The following is a 14,450-nucleotide window of genomic DNA, read 5'->3' as shown; positions in this document are numbered from 1 at the left end:
CAGCGTGGCAGAGTTGGCGGATTGCCTTCAGGTGCACACGCACACCGTGCGCAACTGGCAGGGCAAAGGCCTGAAGCCGATTGATGGCAACCGCCCCACATTGTTCGATGGATCATCGACGCGGGCGTTTCTGCTGGAAAGCCAGACCAGCCAGAAGCGCCCCTGCCCACCGGGCACGATCTATTGTTTCAAGTGCCGCACACCGCAACCGCCCGCCTTGGGGATGGTCGAGTTCATCCCCGGCAAAGGCGCAACCGGCAACCTTACAGCCCTGTGCGATACGTGTGGCACCGTCATGCACCGCCGCGCCAACGTGGCCAAGATCAGCGCCATCATGCCCCGGCTAGCCGTACAAATCAGGCAGGCACCTTCACGCCTAATAGAGCGCGCATTGCCTTCCCTGAATTGTGACAAAACGAAGGACTGACAGACTATGGCAAAACACAACGCCGCAAATGCCCGAATCAAGCGGGAATACTTCCAATATCTGAAGGAAGCGGGCCGTCGCAGCGAAGCTTCGATTGATGCCGTCGCCAAGGCGCTGGACCGCTTTGAACAGGCAAACGGGCAGAAGGACTTTCGCAAGTTCCACCGCCAGCAAGCCGTCGCTTTCAAACGCAAGTTGGATGCCGAACGGGCCGTGCGTACTGGCAAACCGCTTAGCCGCGCCACTGTCAATTCGACCCTATCGGCACTGCGCGCATTCTTTATCTGGCTTGCTGGCCAGCCGGGCTACAAATCGCGCCTTCAGTATGGCGACGCCGATTATTTCAACTTGGCCGAAACCGAAGTGCGTATTGCGAAGGCGGTGCGGCACAAGCCGTTCCCCTCGCTGGAACAAGTCCACCACGTCCTGTCCGTCATGCCAACCGCAACCGACATTGAAAAGCGCAACCGCGCGCTGGTGGCCTTTGCGCTGATAACGGGTGCGCGTGATGGTGCGCTGTCATCATTCCGGCTGAAGCACGTCGATTTGGAACAGGGCCGTGTCGATCAGGATGCGCGCGATGTGCGCACAAAGGCCAGCAAGACATTCTCGACGTGGTTCTTTCCCGTTGGCGGCGATGCACTGGAAATCGTGGCTGACTGGTGCACACATTTGCGCACGGTGCTTTTGTGGGGCGATGATGACCCGCTGTTTCCGGCAACGCTGGTTGCGCTTGGTGATACCGGCGGATTTACACCAGTGGGCCTTCGTCGCGATGGCTGGGCTAGCGCGGGGCCGGTCCGCAAGATTTTTGCCGAAGCCTTCACAGCGGCGGGCCTGCCCTATTTCAACCCGCATTCCTTCCGCAACACGCTGGTGCAATTGGGTGAACGCATTTGCCCGAACATCGAAGCGTTCAAAGCATGGTCGCAAAACCTTGGCCACGAACGCGCCATGACCACGCTGACGAGCTACGGCAACGTCGATCCGCACCGCCAAGCCGCGTTGATCCGGGGCATGGGCGCGGCAAAGACCGCACCCGCGTTCGATCCTGCCACAATGGCGCAGGTCATGGCGCTTTTCCAGAAAATGGCCGGTGAAGGTCTGGCCTAACCCCTTGGCGAACGGCCAGCCGCGCTGCTAAGCAAGCGCCATGTTTGAACAGACCTTCAAGAATATCGATGATGTCCTGCACAAAGAGGCGGGATGCACCACCGAACTGGATTATACCGAACAGACCAGTTGGCTGCTGTTTCTGAAGTATCTTGATGAGCTGGAAGAAGATCGCAAGCTTGATGCCGAGTTGCGCGGGCGTGCCTATGCGCCGATTATCGATGATGCGCACCGCTGGCGCGCGTGGGCCGCGCCCAAGGATGCGTCGGGCAAGTTTGATCACAACGCCGCGCTAACGGGGCCTGACCTGATCGATTATGTAAACGCCACGCTGTTCCCCTATCTGCAAGGGTTCAAACAGCGCGCGCCCGCGCCCGATACGATCGAATACAAGATCGGCGAGATTTTTGGCGAGATCAAGAACCGCTTTTCATCGGGCTATTCGCTGCGCGATGCGCTGGAATATATCGATCAGCTAAGCTTCCGAAGTCAGGATCAGAAGCACGAGCTTTCGCACCTGTATGAAGCCAAGATCAAGAACATGGGCAACGCCGGGCGCAATGGCGGGGAGTATTACACCCCGCGCCCGCTGATCCGCGCGATGATCAAAGTGGTGAAGCCGCAGATCGGTGACCGGATTTATGATGGCGCGGTGGGTTCGGCTGGCTTCCTGTGCGAAGCGTTCGATTATCTGAAGCCGCTCGCCAAATCGACCAGTGACAATGATACGCTTCAGCGCCGCACCTTCTTTGGCAAGGAGAAGAAGAGCCTCGCCTATGTGATCGCGATCATGAACATGATCCTGCACGGCATCGAAGCGCCCAATATCCTGCACACCAACACGCTGGGCGAAAACCTGAACGATATTCAGGACAAGGACCGTTATGACGTGATCCTTGCCAACCCGCCGTTCGGGGGCAAGGAACGCCCCGAAATCCAGCAGAATTTCCCGATCAAGACCGGCGAAACCGCGTTCCTGTTTCTCCAGCACTTCATCAAGGCACTGCGCGCAGGCGGCACCGGCGCGGTGGTGATCAAGAACACGTTCCTTTCAAACTCTGACAACGCCAGCGTGGCGCTGCGCAAGGAACTGCTGGAAAATTGCAACCTGCACACCGTGCTGGATATGCCTGGCGGCACGTTTCAGGGCGCGGGCGTGAAAACCGTTGTCCTGTTTTTTGAAAAGGGCGAGCCGACCAAGCGCATCTGGTATTACCAGCTCGATCCGGGCCGCAACATGGGCAAAACCAACCCGCTGAACGATGCCGACATGGCCGAGTTCGTGGGCCTACAGGCCACCTTCGCCACCAGCCCCAAAAGCTGGAGCGTGGAGCGCAGCGCGGTCGATGCCGCCACCTTCGACCTGTCGGTAAAGAACCCCGACAAGGGCGAGGAAGTGGTGCTGCGCGCGCCCGAAGAGATATTGGCCGAGATCGCCGCACTGGATGCGGAAAGCGCGGGGATTTTGGCCGAGATTAGGGCACTACTGTGAAGGCGGGGTGGACGAGCTCGACACTGCAAGAGGTTGCTAACGTAGAATACGGCACGCGTGTTGTGCAGAAGCGCGATGGCGGAACAATTTATCCAGTTTACGGCGGCGGTGGCGCGACTTTTTGCGTGGACCGCACCAACCGCTCGAATTGCTTTATCGTTTCGCGCTTTGGGATGTCACCTGAATGCGTGCGTTATGTATCTGGCGATTTTTTCCTCAATGACTCTGGGCTGACAGTATCAACAAAAAGCCCGCGAGACCTATGGCAAAAATTTCTTGATTATCAGCTATTAGCAAACCAATCGGCTATATATTCGCTATCTAGAGGAACTGCGCAAAAAAATCTGGACGTTGACGCCTTCCGTATGATTCAAATCAACATCCCGGATACACTCGATGAGCAGCGGCGGATTGTTGCGGTGTTGGACAAGGCCTTTGCAGGCATCGCCACCGCGACGGCAAACGCGCAAAAAAACCTAACCAACGCTCGCGCCCTTTTTGAGAGTGTTCTGGACCAAATTTTTGAGGGTGACGGCTCGGATTGGAACGCCGAGCCTATGAACAAGGTTTGCATAATCGGCGATGGCAACCACTCTTCCAAATACCCCAAAAATTCGGAAATGGTGCCTTTCGGCGTTCCATTTTTACGTTCGACAAATATTCAAGATGGCAACATATCATTAAATGACGTTTTGTATATCTCACCTGATAAGCACCGAGAATTGAAAAAGGGACATTTAAAGACTGGTGATGTCCTATTCACAAACCGAGGTGAAATAGGAAAAGTGGCAATAATCGGAGAGGACTTGGATGGTGCGAATCTTAACTCTCAGATTGCGTGGTTAAGATGCAGCGATGAAATCATGCCGCAATACCTATTTTTTTACCTTCAATCCGGAAAGATGAAGAAGCACTATCAGCAGACACAATCGGGGGCCGCATTGCAGCAGTTTACGATCAAAATGCTACAAAACGTCAAAGTCAGGTTCCCGCCTAGGTTCAAACAGGTCCGGCTGGTTGAGAAGCTTGAGAAATCACGTAACGAGATTGGAAAATTGGAAGCGAGCTATAATCAAAAACTTGCCACCTTCACCGAACTCAAACAATCCCTCCTGCAAAAAGCCTTCGCCGGGGAACTGACCTGATCCGATGAATGAAGCCGAAACCCGCGCCGAACTGATCGATCCCGCGCTGGCCGCCGCTGGCTGGGGCGTGGATGGCGATAGCCGCACGCGTCGCGAAGTGATCGCGCCGGGGCGGCTGTTGGGTTCGGGCAAACGGGCCAAGGCCAAGGCGGCGGACTATGTGCTGGTCTATCGCAACACCAAGCTGGCCGCTGTCGAAGCCAAGCGCGCGGGCCTTGGCGTGGGCGAAGGCGTGGATCAGGCCAAAGACTATGCCGAACGCCTGCAAACCCGCTTTGCCTATGCCACCAATGGCCATGCGATTTACCGCATCGATATGCTTACCGGGGCGGAATGTGCGGTGGATCGCTGGCCCACCCCGCAGGAATTGTGGGACGCCACTTTTGCCCACGCCAATGCCTGGCGTGATCGCTTCGCCGCCGTGCCCTATGAAACCGGCGGCAAGTTCGATCCGCGCTATTACCAATACAACGCCATCGAAAAGGCGCTGGGGGCCATCGCAGCGGGCACGGACCGCGTTCTGCTGACGCTGGCCACCGGCACTGGCAAAACCGCCGTGGCCTTCCAGATCGCGTGGAAGCTGTTCCAATCGCGCTGGAACCTGAATGACTGGCGCAGCGGGGCCGAACCGGCACGCCGCCCGCGCATCCTGTTTCTAGCAGACCGCAACATCCTTGCTGATCAGGCCTATAACAGCTTTTCCGCCTTCGATGATGATGCGCTGGTGCGGATAACGCCCGCCGAAATCCGCAAGAAAGGCCGCGTGCCCAAGAATGGCAGCGTGTTCTTCACCATCTTCCAGTCAGTGCTAACCGATGGCGGAACCGAAGAAGAACCGGCGTTCAATTATCATGACTATCCGGCAGACTTCTTCGATTGCATCATGATCGACGAATGCCACCGCGCCGGGGCCAAGGACGGCAGCGAATGGCGCGGCATCCTCGATTATTTCAAGCCAGCCGTGCAGATCGGCCTGACCGCCACGCCCAAGCGCCGCGATAACGTCGATACTTACGCCTATTTCGGTGATCCGGTTTACACCTATTCACTGAAAGAGGGCATCAACGACGGCTATCTGACGCCGTTCAAGGTGGTGGAACTGGGCACCACAATTGACGATTACGTCTATACTCCCGGCGACGAGATCGCAGGCGGCGAAGTGGAAGAAGGCAGGCGCTACGTCGAAGGCGATTTCAACCGGAAGATCGAGATCGAAGCGCGCGAACGCTATCGTGTGAAAATCTTCATGGACCGCATCAACCAGCGCGAAAAGACGCTGGTGTTCTGCGCGACGCAAGCCCACGCCGCCGTGGTGCGCGATCTGATCAATCAGGCCAAGACCAGCACCGACCCGAACTATTGCGTGCGCGTAACCGCGAACGACGGGGCCAAGGGCGAGGAATGGCTGCGCGCCTTTCAGGACAACGAAAAGTCGATCCCCACGATCCTGACAACCTCGCAGAAGCTTTCTACCGGCGTTGATGCGCGCAACATCCGCAACATCGTGCTGATGCGCCCTGTCACCAACATGATCGAGTTCAAGCAGATCATCGGGCGCGGCACCCGCCTGTTCGACGGCAAGGACTACTTCACGATCTATGACTTCGTGAAAGCCTATGAACTGTTCAACGATCCAGACTGGGACGGCGAACCGCGAGAGCCAGACCCGCCGGGCGACCCGCGTGGACCAAGGCCGGAAGGCGATCCACCTGTTGGCGGCCCTGACGACCCCGAAGACGACCAGCCGCGCCAGATGCTTGTAATCAAGCTGGCAGACGGCAAAGAGCGCGTGTTCCAGCATATGAGCGCGTCGACCTTCTGGGACGCATCGGGCAAACCGATTTCCGCCGCGCAGTTCGTGGAAAGCCTGTTCGGCAAATTGCCCGAACTGTTCCGCGACGAAGAGGAACTGCGCCACATCTGGAGCGACCCCGAAACCCGCGCCGCCTTGATCGAAGGCTTGGCCGAACGTGGCTTTGACGGCGCGCAACTGGCACTGGTGCGCCAGATGATCGACGCCGAAGAGTCCGATCTGTTCGACGTGCTGAACTACATCGCCCACACCCGCCACCCGTTGAAGCGCGCCGAACGTGCCGAAACCCACCGCGCAGGCATCCTCGCCAATCAGGACGCCAAGCGCCAAGCCTTCCTAGACTTCGTCCTTTCGCAATACATTGCCGAAGGCGAAGAGGAACTGGGCATGGACAAGTTGCCCGATCTTCTGAACTTGCGTTATGGCACACCATCAGACGCGGTGCGCGAACTGGGCAGCGTGGCCGAAATCCGCAACACTTTTCGCGGTTTCCAGCGCCACCTATATGACTCGGATAAACCAGTCTGAACGAATAGAATAAGCGCTCGATAGATCGGCTGGGCAGCCACGTTCAACGGCGCGCAAACGCGAACAGACCGGTGGATAAAATGGGGCAAGGTTTGTCCGCTGGGGGCCACATTGGGGGCCATGCGAAAAACAGAACTCATATTTATATAATTATATCAAATAATTATGCGATTTTCGCGGTTCCGTCCCCGGCACCACATTCTCCGATCACTATTTAATCGCATCTGTCCCGGCCCGAGCTTGGCCTGTCGGTACCTGGCGCATAAGGTCCTGGGCAGGTTTTCGCGCGGTACGCAGCGCTTTGCAGCCGGTTACAACAAGCCATGCGCAGCTTCTGCTTCACGTCCCATGTTCGCCATTGCATGGCTGACATGGCGGGCTAGGTTGGCGGCCATCAAGCAAGCCCGAAGCGAAAGATACCCTGTGCGCCCTGACGATTCCAAAATGCGCGTTTGCGTTGTCGGAGCCACTGGTACGATTGGCCGTGCCACTGTGGCGGCACTGGTTGCGCACGGGCACGACGTCGTCTGTATCGTGCGGCCTGCCACCGGCTCTGCCGCATCGTTTGCCGGAGCCACAACCCGTCAGGCCCAAGTCACCGATCCTGCATCACTGGCGCGCGATGGCTTTTGCGGTGAACGATTTGATGCCGTCGTGTCATGCCTTGCCTCGCGCAACGGTACGCCTGTTGATGCCTGGGCAATAGACCATGCTGCCAACCTCAACGTGCTGCATGCGGCAAGCCAAGCAGGCGTGGGCCATTTCATTCTGCTTTCGGCCATTTGCGTGCAGAAACCGCTATTGGCATTCCAGCATGCCAAACTGGCGTTCGAGGCGGCCCTGATCGCATCGGGTTTGTGCTACTCAATCGTGCGGCCTACTGCCTTTTTCAAATCGCTTTCTGGCCAGATTGAACGGGTTAAAGCAGGCCGCCCTTTCCTGATCTTCGGTGATGGCGAATTGACCGCGTGCAAACCCATCAGCGACGCTGATCTGGCAGAATACATCGCTGGTTGCCTGAACACCGAAGATCGCTGGAACCGCATCCTGCCCATCGGCGGGCCCGGTGATGCCATCACGCCCCGCCAGCAGGGTGAGGCGTTGTTCGCCATTCTGGGCCAGCAGCCACGCTTTCGCGCTGTGCCCGTGGCACTGCTAAGCACAATCGCGGCAGTCCTTGGCGCTTTTGGCCGGATCATACCTGCATTGGCAACAAAGGCCGAATTGGCCCGCATTGGCCGCTATTACGCCACAGAATCGATGTTGGTGCGCGATCCCCATACCGGACGCTATGATGCCGCCGCTACGCCATCAACCGGTAGCCAGACCCTGTTCGATTACTACCGCGCCGTCCTTGATGGCACTGCCGCGCCCGAACGCGGCGATCACGCGGTGTTTTAGCGCAAGAACCGCTGAACCTGTGCCTCAGCCAAGAAACACCAACAGTATCGATGGCTTACTCAGGGATTTGAGATGCCTAACCTTTAATGGCGACTATTGTGCCGCACCATCTCCAACGCCTTTGCAACGATCCCGTCCCGGCTTGGCAATGTATGCGTCGCCGCCCGCCCCAGCGGGATAAAGCTGTCCTGCGCCGCTATCCGTGCCGCAGCCTTGTCCGGCAAACGCTCCGCCATAAGCGCCATCAACGCTTCGCTTTGCGATCCGGTAATCCGGCATTCGTCAACAAGCAGCACATGAGCACACGGTGCAACAGCCGCTACTACCGCATCGTCATTCACCGGCCCCAGCCAGCGCAGATCAATCACCCGTACCGCAACGCCTTGCTGCGCCAGCACCTTCTGCGCCTGCAATGACAGGTAAAACCCGTTGCCATACGTCACGATAGCCAGATCAGTGCCGGCCCCTGAAACACCAATCTCGCCAAAGCCAATCGCGGCTTCACCCGGCGGCTGGTAAACGCTCGCCCACAAGCCGTCCCCTGCCTCGTGCAAATCACGTGTCATATACAACGCAATCGGTTCGACAAAAACGACGACGCGTTGTTCTTCATGCGCCAGCCGCACGCATTCTCGCAGCATCGCCACCGCATCGCGCCCGCTTGATGGTACCGCCAAGACTACGCCCGGAATATCGCGGAAAACGGCAAGCGAATTGTCATTATGAAAGTGCCCGCCAAAGCCCTTTTGGTATGGCAAACCGGCAATCCGTACCACCATCGGGTTGGTAAACTGCCCATCGGAAAAGAACGGAAGCGTTGCCGCCTCGCCTCTGATCTGGTCCTCGGCATTGTGGACATAGGCCAGAAACTGGATTTCCGGCAGCGGCAACAAGCCGTTGTGCGCCGCGCCAATCGCCAGTCCCAAAATCGCCTGTTCATCCAGCAAGGTATTGATCACGCGGGCTGAACCAAACCGCTGGTGCAACTTCTGCGTCACCGCGTAAACGCCGCCCTTCGGCCCCACATCCTCACCGCAGACAATCGCATTCGGATGTTCCAACAGCACGTCTGCCAGCGCCCAGCTCAACAGCTTGGCCATATGTTGCGGCTTCTCCATCGCGGCTGCATCATCGGCAAAGATGCTGGATCGTCTCGGTCCGGCTGGCGATAAGGCGGGCGTGTCTGGCAACGCTCGTGCAGGCGGCACAATGCTTGCCATAACCGCGCGCGCATCGCGCAGCTTGGGGCGCGCGATGGCCAGTTCGACTTGCCTCTCCAGCGTCGCCTCGATCGCGTCATACTCGCCACGCACCTCGGCTGCGCTCATCACGCCTTCCTCGATCAACAGCGCGGCGGTTGCCAGCAAGGGGTCGCGCTCTTCTTCGGCCCGCACTTCATCCTTGCTGCGATAGGCAAGCTGCACATCGTTACCGGCGTGGCCATAGAGCCGCACCGTCTTCATATGCAGGAACACCGGCTTGCGCTGCTTCCGCGCGATGCTTTCAGCTTCTCGCGCCGCACGCATCGTGTCAACCAAATCAGACCCGTCACAGGCCACATAATGTAGCCCGGCGCGGGTTGAAAAGTTCGCCTCGACCCACCCCGATGGCGTTCGCGTCGAAATTCCTATACCATTGTCTTCGCACAAAAAGATGATCGGCATCGGCGTGCCCTGAAACGCGGCCCAGCAAGCCGTGTTGATCGCGCCCAGTGCAGTCGAATGATTCGCGCTCGCATCGCCAAAACTGCACAGCACTACGCCATCTTTGGCCAGCAGCGTATCATCAAACCCCATCTTGCGCGCGATCCCGATGGAAAACGCCGTCCCCACCGCCTTGGGCAAATGGCTGGCGATGGTCGATGTCTGCGGCGGAATGAATAACCGTTTCGATCCCAGAACTTTGTGCCGCCCGCCAGATATCGGATCGTCCGCGCTCGCCACAAAGCTCAACAGCATGTCCCACGCGGGATTTTCCCCCGGCACCCGATACGCGCGGTGAATCTGGAACGCGGCATCGCGGTAATGCAAAAAGGCCATGTCATCCGTGCGCAGCACTTCAGCCAGCACAGCGTTGCCCTCATGCCCGGATGATCCGATGGTATAGAAACCCTCGCCGCGCGCCTGCAATTTTCGGCTCAACCTGTCCAACTGGCGCGACAGCGCTTGCGAACGGAACAGCGCCGCGGCCCGGTCCGGCGCAAGCCCTACGTCCGCCAACCCCAGATTGGATCGCCGCTGCACCATCCCGCTGTCCAGCGCATCAAGGAACTGGCGGTGCACCTGTTCGGCAGCATCATTCGACATGAAAGATGGTTTCCTTCGAAACGATAACCCGTCTTAACCGCACAGTTGCATCCAAGGGAAGCCCCGCACTCTTAGGGGTCATAAAATCACCGTCGCACACGCAATTGCACTTTTCCCGCTTTTCCCCTAAGTGCCATTTGAACGCCCCGGCAAAAGCGATGGAGTCGCCTCCACGCCATGCCGGGGTTTCTTATTCCGGCCGGGATGCGAACCCCGGCGCCGTGCAGGAAGCAAGATGATGTCTCGTCGCCGCCAGATCTACGAAGGCAAGGCCAAGATCCTTTACGAAGGCCCCGAACCGGGCACGATCATCCAGTATTTCAAGGATGACGCCACTGCGTTCAATGCGCAAAAGCGTGGCACGATCAACGGCAAGGGCGTGATCAACAATCGCATCAGCGAATATGTCTTCACCCGCCTCGCCCACATCGGGATTCCCACGCACTTCATCCGCCGCCTTAACATGCGCGAACAGCTGGTGCGTCAGGCCGAAATCATCCCGATCGAAGTTGTCGTGCGCAACATCGCCGCCGGTTCGATTTCAAAGCGCCTCGGCATCGAAGAGGGTGAGCCACTGCCGCACACCCTGATCGAATACTATTACAAGGACGATGCGCTGGGCGATCCGCTGATTGCCGAAGAACACATCGCCTGCTTCGGCTGGGCCAGCAACGAGGAAATGCAGGACATTTCTTCGATGGCCATCCGCGTGAACGATTTCCTGTGCGGAATGTTCGCGGCGATCAACATCAGCCTAGTGGATTTCAAGCTGGAATTCGGCCGCATCTGGGACGGCGATTTCGCCCGCGTGATCCTCGCCGATGAAATCAGCCCCGACGGTTGCCGCCTGTGGGACATGACCACCGGCGAAAAGCTTGACAAGGACCGCTTCCGCCAGGACCTCGGCGGCGAAGAAGAAGCCTATCAGGAAGTAGCCCGCCGCCTCGGCCTGCTCGAAACCGACGGCGGCCCCAGCGAAGTCTTCGACCTCGGTGCTCACCGCAAGTTGCGCGGGAAGAAGTAAGCTTGCCACGCTAGCACTTGATTCAAACCCCCTTCGGTAACGGAGGGGGTTTCTTTAAATAAACTTTAAAATAGCCAAAACTGCATCTTCTTTATTTGAGAATTTCAAATGAAGATTTTCCCCATCGATGAAAGTTTTTACAGCTCCCACCTCGAATTCGTTATCACTACACCATTCTATAAATTCATCGTAATATTTTTTAGCAATGGATATGTTCATATAATTCTCCTTATTTTAATGCATTAACTATAACTCGTATTAGATATTACTTCAATATATTTGCAACCTTACCGCCAAGCTTGCCATGGTTTTCGGTTTCGGGCACACCCTGCTGCAATGATCCACCGCCTGCTACCCCTCGCCGTTGCTTTAACTCTCTCAGCCTGCGCCACCCAACTCACGCCCCTCACCAGCGCCCCCAAACCCACGTGGGCGTTCCAGCAAAGCGACCTGCCCCCTGATCCCGCGTTTCGCTACGGCCAGCTCGATAACGGCCTGCGTTTCATCATCCGGCGCAACGCAACGCCCGCTGGCACGGCGCAAGTGCGCATGAATATCGACACCGGATCGCTGGATGAACGCGAAACCGAGCGTGGCTTTGCCCATTTTGTCGAGCATATGTCCTTCAACGGCTCGACCAATGTCCCCGAAGGCGAGATGATCAAGCTGCTGGAACGCAATGGCCTATCGTTCGGCGCGGATACCAACGCGCAGACCTCGTTCGAGCAGACGCTTTACATGCTTGATCTGCCCAAGAATGACCCCAAACTGCTTGATACTGCGCTCATGCTCATGCGCGAAACCGCCAGCGAACTGACGTTCGATCCGGAAGCCGTAAAGCGCGAACGTGGCGTCGTCCTGTCCGAATTGCGCGATGGCCAGGGCTGGCAGCGCACCAATCTCGAAGACCAGCTGGCGTTCTTCTATCCGCAAGCCACATATCCCAAACGCTTGCCCATCGGCACGGTTGATACTTTGAACGCCGCCACCGCCGAAACGCTCAAAGCCTTCTGGGTGCGCGAATATGTGCCGTCCAAGACCACCATGATCGTCGTCGGGGATTTCGATCCTGATATGGTCGAACAGGCTATTCGCACCCGCTTCGACAACTGGCAGCCCCGCACCGAAACCCCGCGCCCCGATCAGGGCAAAGTCCTGCCCAAACAAAAGTCGGCAGTCGATATCCATCTCGACCCGCCGCTGTCCGAGCGCGTCACTGCATCGCGCCACGGCCCATGGCTGGATGAACCGGACACAATAGCTAACCGCCGCCGCAACCTGCTGCGCCAGATCGGTTACGGCGTCATCAACCGCCGCTTCCAGCGCATGACACGCACGGTCAACCCGCCCTTTCGCGGCGCGGGGTTCGGCACCAGCGAAGTGTTCAAAATCGGTCGCACCACCAATCTGATTGTCGATACCACCGATGGCGGATGGCAACGCGGCTTTGCCGCTGCGGCGGGCGTCTATGCCCGCGCCATGGCGGGCGGCTTAACCCAGACCGAAATCAACGAACAGCTTGCCAACATCCGCACCGGCCTTGAAAACGCCGCAGCCGGGGCAGACACCCGTTCCCATGGTGCCCTTGTCGGCGCAGCCCTCGCGCTCATCCGTGATGACACCGTGCCAACCACGCCCGAATCCGGCCTTGCCCGCTTCAACCAGTTCGCAGGAACGATCACGCCTAAAGCTGTCATGGCAGTGTTGCGCGAAGAGGCCGTACCGCTCAAGTCTCCGTTGATCCGCTGGCAGGGTCGCACTGCCCCCAAAGAGGGCGCAGAGGCGCTTGGGCAAACGTGGGACAAGGCCACCCGCGCCAAGGCTCCCGCAGGCGAAATCCCCAACCCTGCCCCCTTTGCCTACACCGATTTTGGCCCGCCCGGCGCCATTGTATCGGATACCACCGAACCGTTGTTCGGCATCCGCACCATCCGTTTTGCCAACAACGTCCGGCTCAACCTCAAGCGCACCGCTCTTGCCAAAGACCGAGTGGACATAAGCTTCAATCTGGATGGCGGTGAATTGCTTGATACGCGCGAAAACCCGCTTGCGACCGAAATGACCGGCATGCTCGCGCGCGGCGGCTTGGGCAAACACAGCGAGGACGATTTGCAAACCCTGCTCGCCGGGCGGTCCGTGGCGATGGGCCTCGGCGTTGGCGGCGACACTTTCGAAAGCAGCATCACCACCACCCCGCGCGATCTCAAGCTGCAATTGCAGCTCTACACCGCCATGCTTACCGATCCCGGCTACCGGCCCGAAGGTGAAACGGTTTACCGCCAGAACATCGCCAATTTCTTTGCCCGCCTTCGATCCTCACCGGGTGCTGCGCTGGGTAATGCCATTGGCGGCATCCTTTCGGGCAATGATCCGCGCTTCACCTTGCAACCGCAAGAGGCCTATGCCGCGCTGTCATATGGAAAGTTGCGCGATGCGATAACCGACCGGTTGACCAACGGAGCACTCGAAATAGCGATCGTTGGCGATATCGATGAAGCTGCGGCCATTGCCGCAGTTGCCAGCACATTCGGCGCTCTGCCCCCGCGTGAACCCGATTTCCGCCCCTATATCGCCGAACGCCAGCGCCCTTTCACCGCTCGGCGCGGCCTCACCGTGGTGCGTCATACCGGCGAGGCCAATCAGGCCATCGTCCGCTATGTCTGGCCCACGCGCGATGACAGCGATCCAGAAGAGGCCATGGTGCTCGCCCTGCTGACTGAAGTCGCACAGATCGAAGTGCTTGATACCGTGCGCGAAAAGCTGGGCAAAGCCTACAGTCCCGGCGCATCGGGCAGCCTTAGCCGCGTCTGGACCGGCTACGGCACGTTCGCGATATCTGCCTCGGTTGACGTGGCCGACATCGCCGATACCCGCGCGGCTCTTGATGAAACCATGCACGCTCTTACCACCGTTGCGGTCGATGCCGACATCATCCAACGCGCCCGCGCACCCATGCTCGAACGTATCGATAATGCTCTCAAATCCAACAGTGGCTGGATGAACCTTGCCGAACGCGCCCAAACCCAGACGGACCGCCTGACCCGCGCCAAAACCGCCCGCGCCCGTTTGGAAAAACTGACAGCGGCTGATCTGCAAGCAATGGCCAGGCGGTATCTAGGCCCCGAGAAGTCCGTGCAAATTCTGGTTTTGCCAGAAGGCGCGGCTGCGCCGGCACGCTAACGTCGCAGGCCCATCTCGAAA

General features: G+C 58.4%; 10 protein-coding genes. 8 read left to right on the top strand and 2 right to left on the bottom strand.

Going from position 1 to position 14,450, the window contains the following annotated elements:
- From B7Y89_RS12010 to B7Y89_RS11985, 6 genes are all read left to right on the top strand, one after another.
- Window positions 1–427 (top strand): hypothetical protein (locus tag B7Y89_RS12010; RefSeq protein WP_292938739.1); only part of this gene is annotated, 427 nt, incomplete at its 5' end.
- A 6-nt stretch (window positions 428–433) separates the two neighbouring features.
- The gene (locus B7Y89_RS12005) at window positions 434–1,540 is read left to right on the top strand and encodes a site-specific integrase (protein WP_292938738.1); all 1,107 of its coding nucleotides are present in this window, start codon (window positions 434–436) and stop codon (window positions 1,538–1,540) included.
- A gap of 40 nt (window positions 1,541–1,580) precedes the next feature.
- Window positions 1,581–3,032: an N-6 DNA methylase gene (locus B7Y89_RS12000; RefSeq protein ID WP_292938737.1), complete on the top strand. Its 1,452-nt coding sequence runs from the start codon at window positions 1,581–1,583 to the stop codon at window positions 3,030–3,032.
- Window positions 3,029–4,177: a restriction endonuclease subunit S gene (locus tag B7Y89_RS11995; RefSeq protein ID WP_292938736.1), complete on the top strand. Its 1,149-nt coding sequence runs from the start codon at window positions 3,029–3,031 to the stop codon at window positions 4,175–4,177. The genes B7Y89_RS12000 and B7Y89_RS11995 overlap by 4 nt, the downstream gene beginning before the upstream one ends.
- A gap of 4 nt (window positions 4,178–4,181) precedes the next feature.
- A complete protein-coding gene (gene hsdR / locus B7Y89_RS11990; protein ID WP_292938735.1) occupies window positions 4,182–6,518 on the top strand; it encodes an EcoAI/FtnUII family type I restriction enzme subunit R in 2,337 nt (778 codons plus the stop codon).
- Between the two features lie 444 nt (window positions 6,519–6,962).
- On the top strand, window positions 6,963–7,919 hold the full coding sequence (locus B7Y89_RS11985) for an NAD(P)H-binding protein (RefSeq protein ID WP_292938734.1): 957 nt from the start codon (window positions 6,963–6,965) through the stop codon (window positions 7,917–7,919).
- Between the two features lie 83 nt (window positions 7,920–8,002).
- Here the strand turns inward: B7Y89_RS11985 and B7Y89_RS11980 are convergent, their stop codons facing one another.
- Window positions 8,003–10,225, bottom strand: coding sequence for a thiamine pyrophosphate-dependent enzyme (locus tag B7Y89_RS11980; protein WP_292938733.1), 2,223 nt, complete (start codon window positions 10,223–10,225; stop codon window positions 8,003–8,005).
- 238 nt (window positions 10,226–10,463) lie between these two features.
- Between B7Y89_RS11980 and purC the strand changes: the two genes are divergently transcribed.
- Window positions 10,464–11,249 (top strand): phosphoribosylaminoimidazolesuccinocarboxamide synthase, encoded by a 786-nt coding sequence (purC, locus tag B7Y89_RS11975; RefSeq protein WP_292938744.1) that lies wholly within the window; start codon window positions 10,464–10,466, stop codon window positions 11,247–11,249.
- 54 nt (window positions 11,250–11,303) lie between these two features.
- On the opposite strand, the gene B7Y89_RS11970 is transcribed toward purC, so the two are convergent.
- Window positions 11,304–11,468, bottom strand: coding sequence for a hypothetical protein (locus B7Y89_RS11970; protein WP_292938732.1), 165 nt, complete (start codon window positions 11,466–11,468; stop codon window positions 11,304–11,306).
- A gap of 117 nt (window positions 11,469–11,585) precedes the next feature.
- Here B7Y89_RS11970 and B7Y89_RS11965 point away from each other — a divergent pair, with 117 nt between their 5' ends.
- Window positions 11,586–14,429 (top strand): M16 family metallopeptidase, encoded by a 2,844-nt coding sequence (locus B7Y89_RS11965; RefSeq protein ID WP_292938731.1) that lies wholly within the window; start codon window positions 11,586–11,588, stop codon window positions 14,427–14,429.
- Window positions 14,430–14,450 lie beyond the last annotated feature (21 nt).

This window comes from Novosphingobium sp. 32-60-15 (genome assembly GCF_002280675.1).
In the GTDB taxonomy this organism is placed as follows: Bacteria; Pseudomonadota; Alphaproteobacteria; order Sphingomonadales; family Sphingomonadaceae; genus Novosphingobium.
Note: the sequence above shows the minus strand (reverse complement) of the source record. Positions and strands in the feature narration are given on the sequence as shown.

Bases quoted from the DNA above. Each gene is read 5' to 3' on its own strand.
- B7Y89_RS12005 (WP_292938738.1), top strand. From the start codon at position 434: ATGGCAAAACACAACGCCGCAAATGCCCGAATCAAGCGGGAATACTTC.
- B7Y89_RS12000 (WP_292938737.1), top strand. From the start codon at position 1,581: ATGTTTGAACAGACCTTCAAGAATATCGATGATGTCCTGCACAAAGAG.
- hsdR (WP_292938735.1), top strand. From the start codon at position 4,182: ATGAATGAAGCCGAAACCCGCGCCGAACTGATCGATCCCGCGCTGGCC.
- B7Y89_RS11985 (WP_292938734.1), top strand. From the start codon at position 6,963: ATGCGCGTTTGCGTTGTCGGAGCCACTGGTACGATTGGCCGTGCCACT.
- B7Y89_RS11980 (WP_292938733.1), bottom strand. From the start codon at position 10,225: ATGTCGAATGATGCTGCCGAACAGGTGCACCGCCAGTTCCTTGATGCG.
- purC (WP_292938744.1), top strand. From the start codon at position 10,464: ATGTCTCGTCGCCGCCAGATCTACGAAGGCAAGGCCAAGATCCTTTAC.
- B7Y89_RS11970 (WP_292938732.1), bottom strand. From the start codon at position 11,468: ATGAACATATCCATTGCTAAAAAATATTACGATGAATTTATAGAATGG.
- B7Y89_RS11965 (WP_292938731.1), top strand. From the start codon at position 11,586: ATGATCCACCGCCTGCTACCCCTCGCCGTTGCTTTAACTCTCTCAGCC.